This is a genomic window from Scardovia wiggsiae F0424 (genome assembly GCF_000269605.1).
Taxonomy (GTDB): Bacteria; Actinomycetota; Actinomycetes; order Actinomycetales; family Bifidobacteriaceae; genus Scardovia; species Scardovia wiggsiae.
This window is the reverse complement of the sequence record NZ_AKCI01000001.1, coordinates 1,474,014-1,491,258: the sequence shown is the minus strand read 5'-3', so window position 1 is coordinate 1,491,258 and position 17,245 is coordinate 1,474,014. Positions and strand designations below refer to the sequence as shown.

12 protein-coding genes are annotated in these 17,245 nt (G+C 53.9%); 8 read left to right on the top strand and 4 right to left on the bottom strand.

Going from position 1 to position 17,245, the window contains the following annotated elements; translation table 11 throughout:
* Position 1 precedes the first annotated feature (1 nt).
* Genes HMPREF9156_RS0106485 through pknB form a run of 5 tightly spaced genes read left to right on the top strand, consistent with a single transcriptional unit; the run spans position 2 to position 7,829 of the window.
* Positions 2-1,567 carry a PP2C family protein-serine/threonine phosphatase gene (locus HMPREF9156_RS0106485; protein WP_007147968.1) on the top strand — a complete coding sequence of 522 codons (1,566 nt, stop codon included), beginning with the start codon at positions 2-4 and terminating at the stop codon, positions 1,565-1,567.
* Positions 1,567-3,255 (top strand): FtsW/RodA/SpoVE family cell cycle protein, encoded by a 1,689-nt coding sequence (locus tag HMPREF9156_RS0106480; RefSeq protein ID WP_007147967.1) that lies wholly within the window; start codon positions 1,567-1,569, stop codon positions 3,253-3,255. Before HMPREF9156_RS0106485 ends, HMPREF9156_RS0106480 begins: the two co-directional genes overlap by 1 nt.
* Positions 3,252-4,730, top strand: a complete 1,479-nt coding sequence (locus HMPREF9156_RS0106475; protein ID WP_007147966.1) for a peptidoglycan D,D-transpeptidase FtsI family protein — start codon at positions 3,252-3,254, stop codon at positions 4,728-4,730. Before HMPREF9156_RS0106480 ends, HMPREF9156_RS0106475 begins: the two co-directional genes overlap by 4 nt.
* Positions 4,717-5,802: a serine/threonine-protein kinase gene (locus tag HMPREF9156_RS0106470; RefSeq protein WP_007147965.1), complete on the top strand. Its 1,086-nt coding sequence runs from the start codon at positions 4,717-4,719 to the stop codon at positions 5,800-5,802. Before HMPREF9156_RS0106475 ends, HMPREF9156_RS0106470 begins: the two co-directional genes overlap by 14 nt.
* Positions 5,799-7,829, top strand: coding sequence for a Stk1 family PASTA domain-containing Ser/Thr kinase (pknB, locus tag HMPREF9156_RS0106465; protein WP_007147964.1), 2,031 nt, complete (start codon positions 5,799-5,801; stop codon positions 7,827-7,829). The genes HMPREF9156_RS0106470 and pknB overlap by 4 nt, the downstream gene beginning before the upstream one ends.
* Here pknB and HMPREF9156_RS0106460 read toward each other — a convergent pair.
* Both HMPREF9156_RS0106460 and HMPREF9156_RS0106455 read right to left on the bottom strand, forming a co-directional pair.
* Complete coding sequence (locus HMPREF9156_RS0106460) at positions 7,826-9,055, bottom strand: class E sortase (RefSeq protein WP_007147963.1); 1,230 nt, start codon at positions 9,053-9,055, stop codon at positions 7,826-7,828. The genes pknB and HMPREF9156_RS0106460 overlap by 4 nt on opposite strands.
* A 24-nt stretch (positions 9,056-9,079) precedes the next feature.
* The gene (locus HMPREF9156_RS0106455; protein ID WP_007147962.1) at positions 9,080-9,892 is read right to left on the bottom strand and encodes a DUF881 domain-containing protein; all 813 of its coding nucleotides are present in this window, start codon (positions 9,890-9,892) and stop codon (positions 9,080-9,082) included.
* 169 nt (positions 9,893-10,061) lie between these two features.
* Here HMPREF9156_RS0106455 and HMPREF9156_RS0106450 point away from each other — a divergent pair, with 169 nt between their 5' ends.
* Together HMPREF9156_RS0106450 and HMPREF9156_RS0106445 are read left to right on the top strand one after the other, a co-directional pair.
* Entirely contained in the window at positions 10,062-10,697 is a 636-nt protein-coding gene (locus HMPREF9156_RS0106450) for a cell division protein CrgA (protein WP_007147961.1), read from the top strand.
* Between the two features lie 3 nt (positions 10,698-10,700).
* Positions 10,701-11,144, top strand: coding sequence for a VOC family protein (locus HMPREF9156_RS0106445; protein ID WP_007147960.1), 444 nt, complete (start codon positions 10,701-10,703; stop codon positions 11,142-11,144).
* A gap of 54 nt (positions 11,145-11,198) precedes the next feature.
* On the opposite strand, the gene HMPREF9156_RS0106440 is transcribed toward HMPREF9156_RS0106445, so the two are convergent.
* Positions 11,199-11,930, bottom strand: coding sequence for a hypothetical protein (locus HMPREF9156_RS0106440; protein WP_007147959.1), 732 nt, complete (start codon positions 11,928-11,930; stop codon positions 11,199-11,201).
* A gap of 291 nt (positions 11,931-12,221) precedes the next feature.
* Complete coding sequence (locus tag HMPREF9156_RS0106435) at positions 12,222-13,703, bottom strand: glycoside-pentoside-hexuronide (GPH):cation symporter (protein ID WP_007147958.1); 1,482 nt, start codon at positions 13,701-13,703, stop codon at positions 12,222-12,224.
* Positions 13,704-14,050: 347 nt separating this feature from the next.
* On the opposite strand from HMPREF9156_RS0106435, the gene lacZ reads away from it, so the two are divergent.
* Positions 14,051-17,203 (top strand): beta-galactosidase, LacZ type, encoded by a 3,153-nt coding sequence (gene lacZ, locus HMPREF9156_RS0106430; protein ID WP_007147957.1) that lies wholly within the window; start codon positions 14,051-14,053, stop codon positions 17,201-17,203.
* The last annotated feature ends 42 nt before the right edge of the window (positions 17,204-17,245 follow it).

The window sequence follows — 17,245 nt, the reverse complement described above, 5'->3', positions numbered from 1 at the left end:
TATGAGTTCAAGTCTTCCTCTGATTCTCACATCAACAACTGTTTCCGACATCGGCTATGTGCGCCACGACAATCAGGATTCCTCTTTCGCAGGGGAACACCTTATAACAGTATGCGACGGAATGGGCGGCCACGCCGGCGGCGATACGGCCTCTACCATTGCTATACGCTCCCTGGCACATATAGAGGTTGCTTCAGGCAGCGATCCTGATGACATGGCCAGGGTCCTGCAGACTTCAATCATTGCTGCGCATGATGCCATTGTGGGGAAAGCCAGCCGTGAGCGCAAGCTTTCCGGTATGGGGACTACCGTAGAAGCCCTGCGCCTAGTAGGGAATTACTGGGTACTTGCCCATATGGGGGATTCGCGTGCTTATCTGCTGCGGGGCGGTGAACTGATCCGCGGCACCAAGGACCACAGCTATGTCCAGCATCTTATTGATACGGGGCGGATCACCCCTGAGCAGGCAAAAGGCCACCCCCAGCGTAACGTCGTCATGCGCGTGCTCGGCGATTTTGATATAGATCCGCATCCTGACATCTCTATACGCACTGCACTCCCGGGAGACCGCTGGCTGTTATGCTCGGACGGGCTGTTCGGAGTACTGGAAGACAGCACTATCCGCGAAGCGCTTTCCACCATTGAGGACGCGAACCAGTGTGCGCAAGATCTTGTATCTATGGCGCTGCGCGCAGGCAGTACCGATAACGTTACTGCCGCAATCGCAGATGTTACAGTAGTTTCAAGCGAAAAAGACGTATCATCAGCCCACCAGATCCCGCTTGTGGGGGGTGCAGCCAGTAAAGAGCCTCAGCCACTGGCAGATATCATCGACCGGCCTGTTGCTATTGCCCCTGCGCTGAAGGAAAGCCCTGAGTCGCCTGCATCGCGTGCAGCAGCGCTCACCCACAGCAGCAAGAGCAGCGGTTCCAGGAGCGAAAGCACTTCTGCGGATAACAGCGGCGGGCCACGGACGGATTCAGACAGTATCAGGCAGATCGCCATGCCTCAGAGGACCCTTGACGGCAATGCCGTCCCTGAGACAAGTGAAATACCTATCGTACAGAAAGCGAACGGCTCTTTCTCCGACGACCCCCACGACCCTGCAGTCGTCAAAGCTGCCAGGGATCAGAGCCAGAGCGCGCAGCAGCGCACACACAGGCGTTCAGCAATGCGACGGGTACTCACCTTTTTCACGATCCTTGTGGTACTGGCAGGGATCGCTTTCGGGGGGCTGCGGGCCTACCAGTGGTCACAGACCCGGTACTATATAGGCGAGAGCGACGGCGTAGTCGCCATCTACAGAGGCGTACCTACAAATATATTCGGTATCAGCCTGTCACATGTTGAGGAAAAAACGAATATCCGCGTATCAAGGCTGTCCCCGGTATGGCAGCAACAGCTTCGGCAGGGGATCGTTACTGATTCGCTGGGCGCTGCCAGGCAGCATATACATGCCAATATACAGAATGCCGCTTCTGAGACCGGCGGTACCGGCACAGATACGGGTACGGCCTCACCGGGTACAGCATCAGATACACCTTCAAGCACAGCGGAGGCGAACTGATGATAGGGAACCGCGTCCGGCAATCTTTTATGCTGATCTTCATTTTTGCGATCACAGCACTGGGGCTGTTCCAGATGTTCATGCGGATAAATGGGACCATCCCCTCGCGTTACATGCTTCCGCTCACTGTCATGTTCGCGGTCATCGTGGCAGTATGGGTAGTGCTGTGCACTTTCCAGCGGTATTCTTCACAGCTCATATTTTTCTGCGTTATCCTGCTGTCACTTATAGGGATAACTGAGATCATCCGCATTGACCATGAAAACCGCACCCGCGGTTCCGGTGCCATCAACGCAGGCATGAACCAGATCATCTGGCTGATCATTGCCCTCGTAATATGTGCCGCGCTGTCAATACTGCTGCGCAACTACCGGCTGCTGCGCAAGTTCTCCTACACCAGCATGGTCATCGGGATACTGCTGATGTTCTCCCCTATGGTCCCCGGGCTGGGAAAGACCATTGGCGGGGCCCGCATATGGATCGGGATAGGCTCCCACACTGTCCAGCCGGCAGAATTCGCCAAACTCTTTATCGCCGTCTTTTTCGCCGGGTACCTTTTCGACCATCGTGACCAGCTCGCAGTAGGCGGGCGTAAATTCCTGAGGATGCGGCTTCCGCGGCTGCGCGACCTGGGGCCGATCCTTATCGTATGGGCGTTATGCATGGGCGTGCTTGTCCTCCAGCGCGACCTAGGGACGTCGCTGCTCTTCTTCGCGATGTTTGTCTGTATGCTGTACGTTTCCACCGGGCACTCCAGCTGGATCCTCATTGGGCTGGTATTCTTCGGAGTAAGCGCTGCAGCCGCTTCCCGGCTGTTTGGCCATGTCCAGAACCGTATCACCGCATGGCTGCATCCTTTTGATGATTCCGTCTATACTGCCGTCGGAGGATCAGAACAGCTTGTCAAAGGCATTTTCGGGCTTTCAAGCGGCGGGACGTTTGGGACCGGCCTCGGCAAAGGGCATCCGGGCATAACCCCTCTGGCAAATTCAGACTTCATCTTCTCATCGCTGGGCGAAGAGCTCGGGCTTACCGGTATCCTTGCCATCCTCAGTATCTACCTTATTATCATTGCTGCCGGGATCATAACAGCCCTGAAGATCAAAGACGGGTTCGGCAAACTCCTTATTGCCGGTCTGGTATTTACCATGGCTTTCCAGGTATTCATAGTTGTAGGCGGCATCACCCTTGTCATACCTCTGACAGGTCTGACACTTCCCTATATGGCAGCAGGGGGATCAAGCCTGACGGCCAATATGATCCTGGCATTCATCATCCTGATCGTATCTAACGACGCCCATAAACCGCAGGACGATAAACTTACCGATACTGTGGCCATGGAAGCGCTCGAAGCGCTCCAGGCGAATGAAAAACGCCGCGCGCTTGAGGAGGCGATTGAGGAGCGAGACCAGCGGGATGCGGCGCCAAGAGGACGCCATGTTTTCACCCGTGACAGCCATCCGGCAGCAGGCGCAGAGGAGGTCTCAGAGCCTGCAGAAACGCGCGAGTTCCCCGGCATGGATGCTGAAGAGCGACCTGCAGCATCTGAAGGGGACAGCCCTGCAGCAACAGACAGCACCGCATCAGGCATCTCCGCATCGGGCAGCCCTGCCCCGGACACGCCGGCGGTTTCGGAAGAAGCTACAGAAGTTATTGACCTCAGCGGGGAACGGAAGGAAGAACAATGAATGCCAACCTTCGCCGTATATTTAACATCGTTGTAGCACTTATGGCCATACTTGGTATCTCAAGTTCCATTATTATGGTCGTCCGGTCCAGCTCCCTCAACGCTGACCCGCGGAATGTGCGCGCACTGTACAATGAGTTTGCTGTTGACCGCGGGCCGATACTTGCCAACGACGGGCGCACAGTCCTGGCAACATCCACGAAAGTAAACGACGCATTCCAGTATCAGCGCACTTACCCTCAGGGTGATGTGTATGCGCCGGTAACCGGATTCGTTTCTATCAACCAGCGGGCACGGTACGGGATCGAAGCAAGCCGGAACCAGCAGCTGAGCGGCCTGAGCGACAGCCTGTGGATTGACCGCACTAAATCCCTTATTGAGGGTAGCACGAGCAAAGGCGCAATAATTGAGACTTCCATTGATCCGAAGCTGCAGACGCTGGCTTACAACCTTATGAAAGGCAAAAGAGGATCTGTTGTTGCTATTGAGCCTTCTACAGGCCGTATCCTCGCAATGGTCAGCACGCCCAGCTACAATCCGAATTCCCTCGCTACCCATGACACACAGGCTGCCAATGCTGCATGGAGCCAGCTGTCAGGCGGTTCTGACAGCGTTATCATCAATAACGCTACACGCCAGCTCTTTGCCCCCGGATCGACTTTTAAGCTTGTAGTTGCAGCCGCAGCGCTGGAGAGCGGGAAATATACACTCGATTCCCAGATCCCCGCAGGGGCGTCCTACACGCTTCCCGGGACCAGTACCCAGCTAACCAATACTTCACACGCAGCTGACGGTGCTAACGGGAAAATATCCCTTTCCGATGCGATAGCATATTCCTCCAATACCGCTTTTGCCCAGCTCGCAGTTGCTTTGGGGAAAGATACCATCTCTGATATGGCGAAGAAAATGGGCTTCGGCTCTTCCATCGTTGTTGACGGGAATGATACTCTGGGGACGCCGATGGCTTCTGTCCCTTCAGTATTCCCTGACACCCTTTCCGATGACCGCCTTGCCTTGTCTGCCATAGGCCAGGGGGATACTAAAGAGACCCCTCTGCTTAACGCTATGATCACTGCTGCAATTGCAAACGGTGGGGTTGTGCTGCACCCGACTCTGGTGGACAGGGTGCGTTCCAGCGACCTGAGCGTCATCTCCACACGCTCCACCACAGCACTGACTTCAGACAGGATCTCGCAGGACACGGCATCCTCCCTGAATACAGCGATGCAAAGCGTCATTACTAAAGAGGCACCGAACCTGAAACTCCCCGGGATTACTATCGCGGCTAAAACCGGCACTGCCCAGGTAGGACTGGATAAACGGACGAATAACGGATGGATCACGGCTTTTGCCCCTGCAGATAACCCCAGAATAGCTATCAGTGTCGTCGTCACGGGGACAACCAAGCTGGGTGCGGACAGTGCCGGCCCTATCATGAAACAGCTGATGCAGGAGTATCTCCATGAAACTCGTTGAGGGGCAGCTGATACATCGCCGTTACCGTTTAGACCGCCGGCTCGCCCAGGGCGGTATGGGCGAGGTCTGGAAGGGCCATGATATTGAACTGCGCAGGCCTGTAGCAATCAAAGCTCTGAGAAGCGACCTGTCCGGGGAGAATACGAAACTCCAGCGGCTGCGGCTCGAAGCGCACAATTCTGCCAACCTTGCGCATCCGAATATTGCCGCGCTCTTTGAATACTATGAAACTGACGGCATCGGCTTTATCATCATGGAATATATCCCAAGCCCTTCCCTGTCAGATATTTACAAAGCCAAAGGCGCCATCAGGCCGACCCGGCTGCTGCCGATACTTATCCAGACTGCCCGAGGGCTCCACGTGGCGCATCTGCATGGGGTCATCCACCGTGATGTGAAACCGGCGAATATTATGGTCTCCCATGAGGGCGAAGTAAAGATCACAGATTTCGGGGTCTCGCGTTCCACGAACCAGGGGCAGATCACACAGGACGGCATGGTCGTGGGAACCGCGCAGTATATCTCCCCCGAGCAAGCGCAGGGCGAACCTGCTACCCCCCAGTCAGATATCTATTCCCTGGGCGTGGTGGCATATGAAGGGCTATGCGGGCACAGGCCGTTTACAGGCCGTACCCCTGTTGATATTGCAGCAGCCCACGTAAATTCCCCCGTCCCTCCCCTCCCCGACAGCATTGACCCCCAGCTGAGGGAATACGTTATGCGTATGCTGGCAAAGGATCCGCATGACCGACCGAAATCCGCCCTCGAAGTTGCTAAGGAACTGGGCAGGATCGAAAGGCGGATCCTTGACAAGGAAGCCCGTGCCGCTACCGGGGAATTCAACGAGATCACCGGCAATTTCAAACTGCGGAGGGTACGCAGCGATATGGTGATCCCCCGGTACTTCATGTTCAAAGACGGGACTATCCTTGATCAGTACGACCACAGGGTGGTTGTCAAACCTTACGCTTCTGATACGGATCCCGGTACTCCGGGTGCCGGCACTACAGGTGAAGCCGGTATGCATATTGACCGCAATAATGACAGCAACACTAAGGAAGATGCACAATGAGTATGTTTATTCCCCAGTCCCTCGCAGGCGGACGGTATACGGTTGGAGAGCTCATCGGCCATGGCGGGATGGCGCAGGTCCATATAGGCACTGACACCCGCCTGGGACGTACCGTTGCTATCAAGATAATGCGCAGCGACCTCGCCGAGGACAGCATTTTCCTTACCCGCTTCCGCCGCGAAGCCCGTGCTGTGGCACAGCTGAACAACCCTAATATCGTTTCTATCTATGATTCAGGCGAAGAACAGCTGGAAGACGCGGCAGGCAACACAGTACAGGTCCCGTATATCGTTATGGAATATATCAAGGGGCAGACCCTCCGGGATATCATTCAGGTCAATGGCTCGCTGAGCCCGCAGGATGCTGAGCAGGTAATGATCGGCGTATTGAATGCGCTTGATTATTCGCACCGCATGGGGATAATCCACCGGGATATCAAGCCTGGGAACATTATGATCAGCGACCAGGGCACAGTTAAGGTCATGGATTTCGGGATCGCCAGGGCGATGGATGATTCATCGGCCACAATGACGCAGAACCAGGGCGTTGTAGGGACCGCGCAGTATTTGAGCCCGGAGCAGGCCCGCGGCGAGCAGGTAGGGGCAAAGTCTGACCTGTATTCCGCAGGATGTGTACTGTATGAAATGCTTACCGGGAAACCGCCTTTCACTGGAGATTCTGCCGTAGCAATCGCATACCAGCACGTTTCAGAAACGGCGACGCCAATCAGCACGCTCGTCCCCGGGCTCGATAAGCGCTGGGATTCTATTGTTGCCAAGGCAATGGCAAAAGATACAGAGAACCGGTATGCCGATGCCGCGGCTTTCCGGCAAGATATCGTGACGCTTGCGCATGGCGGTATGCCGATCGCAGCAAACGCACATCCCTTGACAGACCTGTCGAAAACTTCGCAGGCACAGGATGTCCCGCAGACTGCCGCAATGCCTCAGGCCTCAGTAGAGCAGACCAGCACCCTTTCTACAGGATCCCTTCCCGCGGCATACGGCCCTGCCGCAGCCGACAGCGCTTCCGGCGCAGCAGCAGGGACCAGCACGCGGGCCCTGGCGAGGAAAGAGGAGCAGGATAAGAAAAAGCGCCGCAATATTATTATCATCAGCGTGATCCTTGGGATCGCAGCACTGGCTGCTATTATGCTCGGCATCTGGTTTGTCTATAATTCGCAGAATAACCTTGTCAGCGTCCCCACTATCGATTCAAGCATGTCTGCTTCAACGGCAAAAGAGACTATCGAGTCTGCCGGGCTGCATTTCCAGCAGGAGACAGACGATAACTCATCGGAACCGCGCGGGACTTTTACCCGGCAAGATCCTACAGGGGGTACCCGCGTAGCAAAAGGCAGCACTGTCCGCGTATGGTTCTCTTCCGGCCCTAGGGCCCGGACGATACCAAATGTCAAGGGGATGACACAGCAGGCAGCTACCTCAGCCCTTACTTCCGCAGGGTTCAAAGTGTCATCAGTGGCTACTGAAAATTCTGCGACTGTAGAAAAAGACCATGTTACGCGCACGGACCCTGCGTCAGGGACCCAGCAGCCTCAGGGCACTTCAGTCATACTGTATATTTCTACCGGCCAGACTACAGTGCCGACAGGCCTTGTCGGCAAGCCACGAAACGAAGCTGTCCGCCGGCTCAATAACAACGGATTCAATACTAATATCATGCCGGAGAATTCAGATTCCGTAGCTGCAGGGAACGTTACCCGGGTCAATCCGGCAGAAGGGTCAACCGTTTCACAGGGGGCAACTATTACAGTGTATATCTCTTCCGGTCCTAAGATGATCGACACCCCGTCCCAGAGCAGCCTCAGCAAATACGCGGGGACAGGCTCGGAACTTGAATCACACCTGAGAGAGCTAGGTTTTACAAACGTAACGATCAGCGGGAAAGTCAGCGATCCTGTTGATACTGTGACCTTCGGCGGAAAGAAGCTGGAGAATATCTCCGATTCGCAGATCGCTTCAAATACCGCTATCGTGATCACTACAGGGTCTGATCCTGAGGATTAGCCTACATAATTCGAAGTCAGCTGAAGGAACGGCAGGTTCTGCGCCATCCATGGGTATCCCCATTGGAAGAATACCGCTATAAGCGTTGCACACAGCAGCAGTACAAGGACTATACGCACCGGGAGCGGCCCCGGCTGTATCCGGGTAAGCCAGCCGTAAAGGCTGAACACGGGACGTTTCTCTTTTGCCGTACCCAGGTATTTCCTGACTCCGCGGTAGCGCCACACAGCGAGCGCCGCCAGATAGACTACCACGTATGAAAGCAGGGAAGCGAGAGCGATATGCGACATATCAGGCGGAAGCACTGTAGTACCTTCTTCCTGGGCAAATACGACCTGGCCGTCACGCGCTTTTGAAGCCAGCTCCTTCGGGACACCTTCTGAAACGCGCGACCAGGATACCAGTTTCCCGTAGGCGATCCAGCGGTGCGCTGCAGTGATATATGCGTACCGCGGTTCGCAGGTGGTCAGCGTTATCAGGCGTTCGGTCGGCTTCTGCCCAGGATGGTTGGGGACGGGCTCAATCACGCCCACATTCTCGGGGTCTACTATCTCGTGGTTCGTATATTCATACACATACCAGTAATTCTGCGTACGGAGGACGATCTTATCCCCCGGTTTGAAGTCATCAATATGCGCCAGCGGCTCACCATACCCGGCGCGGTGCCCGGCTACCGCAAAATTGCCGATCGCCCCAGCCTTCTGAGACTCGGAATAATGCCCCAGCCCATGCATATTGAGCTGCTGGATATCCGTCCCCTCAACAATATTGCGCACCCATTTCGCACCGAAACGGGGTATATAGATCTTGGACATTATTTTGCTCGTCTGGTACTTCCCCTCCTCAAGGGGGGTGGTGCTGACCGGATTGGCCTTGGCGATCCTGTATGTATTATCGCTCGATTTGGCAGAAGTCCACGATGATGTCTGCACTTCATCATCACTGGCTTGCGTCCGCTGCGACATAACACCGGTCCACCACATCTGCCACGCGAGATAAAAACCGACTATCACTGCAAGGGTAATAAGGATCTCGCCAATAACGCCGGCAACAGCGGAAATAGTACGTTTTGAGGAGGCGGTGCGTGCAGCACGATGGGAACCGGATACGCGATGGCCGCCCGCCTGCGAAGCATTGGCGTTATCAGCCGACGGATCGCCGATCACAGACTCAAAGCCTGTACCGGCATCCGTGGCGCTGTCCATCTGTGGTGTATTATCAGTCATTTCTTATCCTCCGCATCGATCCCTTTAATCGTTCCTTCTGCCTGCTGCCCCAACTGCAGCAGCATACTTTAAAGTCTGCGTAGTTGCTACAGTTTTACTGAACCGCAGCTTCGTTTCCTTTTTAACATCAAACCCGAGGCCGTCAGCCTTCACATACTCTTTATATATCCGGACAGCCTTTGAGGAATCCAAGGCTGCACCCAGCCTGTCCGGATCGCCGATAGCAGAGATGGTGTAAGGCGGGGCATACTGCTTACCGTCAAGGAGCAGCACATTCCCCACGCATCTCACAACTGTTGACATGTTGACGCGCTGCCCCTGGATAGTCATCGCTTCGGCTCCCCCTGACCACAGGGCGTTAACGACAGCTTCAATATCCTGCTGGTGCACAACGTAATCATTGACATTATCGCCGGCGCCGGCCCCTGCATCGCCATTCTGGGTGCGCTGTTCCCACAGCGGGGAATCATCCAGGGTAACAGTGATCCCAGGCCCCTCAATCGCGGGGGACACAGCCTTTGACTCGCTGGACGTATTATCAGTCCCTGTTTCTGCCGATGAACCGGAAGCGAGGTTCTTGCGCAACACATCGATCTGGCCGGTGAGGGATTTTATATCCCCGGTCAGGGTTGTCACACGCTGGCCGCGCCGGGCAAGAAGTTCCTGGGTATTTGTGCTGGGTACATAATCAGCATTCGACTGGAGGTTGACAATAAAAATCCAGCCTACCAGAGAAAAGATCAGAACTGTGATAAGTGAAGAATACCATGGTTTTCTAGGCGCGCGATGGCTGGACGCACGCTCCTGGCGGCGCCCATCTCTCCTTAAAAATGCCATATCGCTCCTAAATACCCAACGTTATGCAGCTGCTTATATAACAGTTTATACGAACATGTCGATTCACGTATCCTCTCTTCTCTTCCAGTATAACCATTAGAATGATCTGAGGTATTGAACAGGAACGGTGATCCCTGAGGAATCACGTTTTGTCGGTTAAGGAGAACGCATGACTGACGCTAACAGCGACAACATCGTTGAGGACAAAGAAACCGCTGAAGCCATCGAAGAAGCAGGCAGCAGCGCTGATAACGGCGACGCTCATAACGCTGATGGCAGCAGTGATGCTGCAGACCGCAGAAGCGCAGACAGTGATACCGCCGGTGGGGATGCTGAAACAGAAACTGCCGAGGACAAAGACGAGGGATCCGGCGATGAGACGGACGGGAGTGATACCGGTACCGACACCGATAACGGCAGTGGCAGCAAAAAAACGCGCGGCCTTTTCGGACGCGGCAAGAAGAAAGGTTACGAGTTCAAGCCTGAAAACCCTGAGGCTGTTGAAGCTGCAATGAAGCGCCTGGAAGACGGTATGAACAGCGATAATATGACGCCGCAGATGGAGCGCATAGCCAAACGCCAGGAAGACGAAACACGGCGCGTAGAAAAAGCTATCGAAAATACCAAGTCTAACCCTGCGTGGCTTGTACCGCTCTTCAGCATACTTCTGATCCTCGGCCTCCTGTGGGTCGTAGTATTCTATCTCACCCACCAGTACCCGATCCCAGCAATCGGCAACTGGAACCTGGCTGTTGGCGCAGGCATCTCCTTTATCGGCTTTATCCTCCTGATGTGGTGGGAGTAACTTTTGAAGCCGCGCGTTGACCACATTCACATTACAGTGGAAGATCTCGGACGCGCAGAAAAGTTCTATGACAGGCTGCTGCCCCTGCTCGGCTTTGATACCAAACTGAAAGAGACCGATCGGGTACCTGCACATGAGTACAAGATCATAGAGTATCACCATAACCTTATTTCTATAGGGCTGGTAAATCAGCGGAAAGCCTACAGCAGGGAGAAGCCGAACCGGAGGAAGGCAGGGGTGCTGCATCATCTGGCTTTTCATGCTGAAAACCGTGAAGAAGTGGATGCTGTGTATGAGGAAGTGAGGAAGCTGCCGACAGAAATTATCCATAAGCCGCAATACTACCCTGATTATTGTCCGGATTATTATGCTTTCTTCTTTAAGGACTCCGAAGGTATCGAATACGAAATCACGAGTTTTGACAGGGACAGATATTTTCCAGCATAGATGAATAATCAAGTAACTCATGTATGCAGGAACTGCTGCAGGCATGAGTTAAGGCTACTGTTGCTGTACACCGGCCGTGTTCTTATTATCGACACCCTTCTGCACCTCATCAGTCAGACGTTGCAGCTCATCTGCCGCCTTAGCCGCACGGCCTATATTATCCATAGTTACATTTCTATTGATCCACACGGAAGCAAGTTTGAGCATACGGGTTTTACTATCGCTGTCCGGCGCACTATTCAAGCTGTCGGCACGGTTAACTAGATCCTGCAAGCGTATACTTATCTCACCTACTTTAGCGGACTGTTTATTTATATACAGCAGTTTAAGTTCTTCCGTTTCTTTACCGATTATCCTTGTACCTACAAGGTACGCGATCCTGTTTTGCGGATGCTGGTCATCTGCAGATTTCTGCAGACTGTCTACACCGGTTTTAAGTTCGTCGTCATCAGCTACAGGGGAAACCTGTATCTGCTTAATAAGGATCGCAGCTTCAATTTTTGCCTGAGCATACTTTAGCTGGGCCCGGCTGGTCCGCCGTTTAATATCCTCTGTAACCTGTCTGATTTCCTGCTCATGCCGCGCACGTATTATAAAGTTCTTCGCACCCACACCGATAAGTGCCAGTATGGTAACGATTGCGATACCTGCAATGATGAGTTTTTTCTTCGACGGCAAGCGTGCAGGTTCACGGGTCTGCGCGGGATGGCCTAAATGTTCATCCTCAAATATGCCATCAGCATCATCGGCAGACATGTTACCCGTAATAAAACTATTATCAGCCATTAGCTGCCCCTTTCTCTACTGCAGTGAAATCAAACCCTGCAATCTGTTTCTGCGAATACTCAGATTCTTTGACAGGCGTGTACCATTGCGGCAAATAGGACGGATATGCGCAAGAAAACCCCTATCGGGAAATATAACCCTATTATACAAATTAGATGGGAGTACCGGAAACTAGAGAAACGACCTTACCCCCCCCCCCCGTATACTACAAATGCTCAGAGGATAAGGGCGGACGGCTCAGCACTACCCGCCCCAATCAGCTTCTCTTTATATTCCAATAGCCATGATCGTTTATTCCGCATCTGCCTTATCAGCGGCAAGCTGGCCTTCGAGCTGTCTGACGATATCCTCGTGCATTTTTTCATCGATCTTAACGGTAAGGAGAAAAACGATGAGGCTCAGGACAATGCCGCCAAGGGGCAGATAATAGGCAAAGGTCTTGAATGTGCGGATGTTATCAGCAGTCATGCTGGAGGCTGTGGCAGAACCAACCATGCCGGCAGCAACAGCCACAAACCCGACGATACCGTTGGAGAGGGCTCCGGCAATCTTGTCAAGCATCGGACGCACAGACAGCGTGACGGCCTCATTCCGCCGCCCGGTTTTCAGCTGTCCGTATTCAATGGAATCGGTCATACTCAGGATAGCGGTCATCTGGATGGATTGCGCGGGCAGATAGAAAAGTATGAGTGCAGCAACCACAGCCGGAAGATTTGCAGGCGCAGCAATAAACAGAATGTATCCGGCAATCATGGATACCATCCCGGCTGTGTACAGCCAGCGGCGGGGTATGTGCCGGTTGAGCATCGGATAGAATGGCGTGGTGACCAGCCCGATGACGACCGGGATGACCCCGGCAAGGGAAAAACTGTCCGGCATCCCAAGCACGTATGTGAACTGGTAGAAAAGCACACCGGTAGTAGCCACATTAGCTACCGAATACAGCAGATAGCTCAGTGCCACCCACAGCAGCTGGTCATTCCTGGCAATAGCTTTGAATGCTTCAATGGGATTGCCGCTGCCCTCAGCTTTAGCGCGCAGATTGCCCTGGTTCTCACGGGTACCGAATGCTACGCTCCATGCGGTCAGAAGCCCGAGCACAGCAATAATGACCGCGAAGGCAGCCCAGCCGGGCCGCCCCTGCCCGCTTTGCCCTGCGATCTTCCATGTGAACCAGCTGGTGACAGGTACAACGATCACAGTGACGCCATTGTAGCCGATCGACCCGGTGAATGTGCCCAACGCTGTATACACACTGCGTTCATGAGAATCGGAAGAAATTGCCGGGATCATTCCCCAGTACGAAATATCGCGCAGCGAGTAGACCACGTCCAAAAGGATGAACACTATCACAAACAAAACCATAAATACGGGCGTATTTACATCTACAAGCCCGAAAAGGCCTGTAAACACCATCACCAGCAGTATAGACGGAACCAGCCCTCCGATGAACTGCCATACACGGAACCTGCCCCACCTGGTATTTGTATTATCAACCAGGTTGCCCAGCAAAGGGTCCAGAAAAATTTCCGCAATACGTATTACTACCACTAATCCTGTGATTACTGAGATCAGCCGCGCGGCAAGCGACCTGTCCACATTGATGAACAGGGCTGTTGTGACATACGTGATGAAAAAAGTGCTCATTGTGTTATAGAATGCTGCCTGGCCCAGATTGCCGAATGCGTAGGCGATGCGCTGCACTATATCCCTTACAGTTTTCTTGTGTGCCGTCCGGATATCCCCTATATGCTGCGTTGTTGTTTTGCCCATGATATAACGCCTCCCTGCGACTGGTAAAAATTTTTATTATGCGGGAACCTCACCGATCCCGTAAAAATAAGTATATTGCTTTACTAAAAAAGTAAAAAGTTTTACAGCGTGTCGCGATACTGACGTTATATTCCTATAGCAGGAAGTTTAAGAAAGCGAGATAACTATCCTCCAATCTTTGATATCCCCCCTATTCAGATAACTCAATATAGTACAAACGCCAAATATAAGAGTTGCATTAAAAAGTAAAATATTTTATAATCAGTATGCAGAAAATTTTATTGCGATAACTGATATTGCGGCGACAACGGCGCGGCGCTATTATCCCACGTGAAAGCGAGGACAGCATGAGTACAGGCAATACCCCGGACAGCACTGCAGCGATCCCCTCCCTGCCACTACCTAAGACAGAATGGCTTACCGACCCGCGTATATATGCGGTCAACAGGCTTAAAGCCCATGCAGACCACACCTGCTGGACGCATACACCGGAAAACAGCGAAACAGGCAACTTAAAACAGAGCCTGGACGGCGAATGGCAGGTACGCATAGAACCTGTAAAGCGTCCAGGCCAGGACGGCAGCACATCACCACTATTCACAGCCTCTGGATTCGACAGCTTCGACAGCTCAGGTTTTTCCAGTATTACAGTACCGTCAAATCTGCAAAGCGCCGGGCTGCTTGTACCCCAATATGTGAATATCCAGTATCCATGGGATGGGCACGAGGATCCGCAGGCGCCCGACATACCCGAGGCTAACCATGCAGCATTATATCGGCGTACATTTACACCGAAAGGGGCTGTGGCAAGCGCCGTGCAGGACAGACGCACAGTAACGCTCACCTTTCACGGGGCAGCAACAGCGATCTATGTGTGGCTCAACGGCGTATTCATCGGCTATGCAGAAGACTCATTCACCCCCAGTGAATTTGATGTGACTGACGCGATCCGCAGAGACAATAATACATTGTCAGTAGCCTGCTACGAGTACTCAAGCGCAAGCTGGCTGGAGGATCAGGACTTTTGGCGCCTGCACGGCCTGTTCCGTTCAGTCGAACTGAATGCACAACCTGCCGCACATATAGCCGACCTCCATACAACGGCAGACTGGGATCCTGCTGTATCGCACGGTTTATTCTCCATAGATGCGCAGATCTCCCATGCAGAAAATGCAGCCGATGCTGAAATATCGCTTTCCGCATCCACTGGCATCCCCATCTGGCAAACCAGTTTGGCTATAACTGGCACTGACACACTGCATACTGACGCGGCCATAGGCAGCATCGCACCGTGGAGCGCAGAAGAGCCGAACCTGTATATGCTCACCATCACGCTGCATGACAAGGCTGGCGCGGCCATTGAAACCGCGCGCACGCGGGTCGGGTTCCGCCGGGTAGCTATTGAAGACGGAATCCTGAAAATCAACGGTAAACGCCTTATTCTGCGCGGGGTGAACCGGCATGAATTCAACGCACATCGCGGCCGTGCCATCACAGAAGAAGATATGCTGTGGGATATCCGCTTCCTGAAACGGCACAACATCAATGCGGTACGCACCTCCCACTATCCAAACCAGTCCCGCTGGTACCAACTGTGCGACGAATACGGTATCTATCTGATCGATGAAGCAAACCTGGAGACGCACGGCAGCTGGAACGGCCCCGGGGACAAAGCAGTTGGCACATCTATCCCAGGTGATGATTTGGCCTGGCAGCCCGCCTGCATCGACCGGCTGGACAGTATGATCCTTCGGGACCGCAACCATCCCAGCGTACTCATCTGGTCCCTCGGCAACGAATCTTATGCCGGTGACGTTCTCAAGGCCATGAGCGAGCACGCACATACGCTTGACCCATCCCGCCCTGTCCACTATGAAGGCGTCACGTGGAACCGCGCATACGACGAGATCAGCGATTTTGAAAGCCGCATGTATGCTAAACCTGCAGATATCCGCGACTGGCTTGAGAACAGTAATGGCAGCAACGACAAGCCGCTAAAACCTTTTATCAGCTGCGAGTACATGCACGCTATGGGAAACTCATGCGGCGGGCTCAGCGAATTTACCGATCTGGAACCCTATGATCATTATGCGGGAGGTTTTATCTGGGACTACATTGACCAGGGCCTGCTCCAGCGCCTTCCAGACGGTACAGAGCGGTTAACGGTCGGCGGTGACTGGGGTGACCGCCCGACTGATTATGAGTTTGCCGGCAACGGCATCGTATTTGCCGGCCGTACACCCAGCCCTAAAGCACAGGAAGTCAGACAACTCTATTCGCCGGTCCGGCTCATCCCTGACAGCCACGGCGTAACCATTGAAAACCATAACCTGTTCGCTGATACCAGCGGCTACACGTTTACAGCCCGGCTGCTGGAAGACGGCTGTGAAACATGGCACGCCGATTATCAATTCGCTGTGCCTGCCGGCAGCACCGCCCACTATGATATTGCATTCCCTATCCCCGACCCCCATGGATGCACATATGAGATCACCTACGAAGTAGATATGCGCCTGGCTGAGGCAACCTCCTGGGCGCCCGCAGGATATGAGCTCGTATTCGGGCAAACCACCGCCGCGCCTTCCCATGAAGGCGAAAATAACGGCGCCGGCATACACAGCAGCACTGCAGAGGGGGCCGCGGTCACGCTCAGCCGATGGAACGCCGGCATCCGGCATAATGATGAAGAAATCATCCTGTCCCGTACCCAGGGCGGTATCGTCTCCTGGAAGCATAGCGGGCGGGAGATCGTTATCCGTCGGCCCGATTTGCTCACATTCCGTCCGCTGACCGATAACGACCGGGGCAACCGGTCGGGATTTGACCGGGCTGCATGGTTTGCAGCCGGGAGGTACGCTATCGCTGACGATACTGATATCCGTAAAAATAACGGCGGGCTGACGGCTACATACCAATATAAGCTTGCTGACCCAGGCCATACACCTGTTACCGTTATATACGATATTATGACAGATATGCGCATGAGGCTGGCTATCTTCTACCCCGGTATTAAAAATGAGGAAGCTGCAAGCCTGCCTGCGTTCGGCATAGAATGGGAGCTCCCCGAACAATACACGAACCTGTGTTACTACGGGCCGGGTCCCGAAGAGACTTACCGCGACCGCAGGAGCGGCGGAAAGCTCGGCATCTGGAACACTACAGCCCGAAAAAGCATGGCACCCTATCTTACAGTGCAGGAGACTGGCAACCGGGAAGATGTGCGCTGGCTTGAGGCTACCGACAGCCATGGCCATGGCCTGCGTGTTTCCCGCCGCGGATCCCACCCCTTTGCCGCAAGCCTCCTGCCCTGGGACACGTATACCATTGAGGCCACGCGGCGCAGCGAAGATCTGCCCGAACCTCATCATAATTACCTGCGCCTGCTTGCCGGACAGATGGGTGTCGGCGGTGACGATTCATGGGGGGCACCCGTCCACACAGACTATCAGCTCCCGGCCAGCGAACCCCTGACCCTTGATGTTATCCTTGAGCATATTTAGGACAGGGGGCTGGGACCCTCATCCTGATTTGAGGCTTTGCAA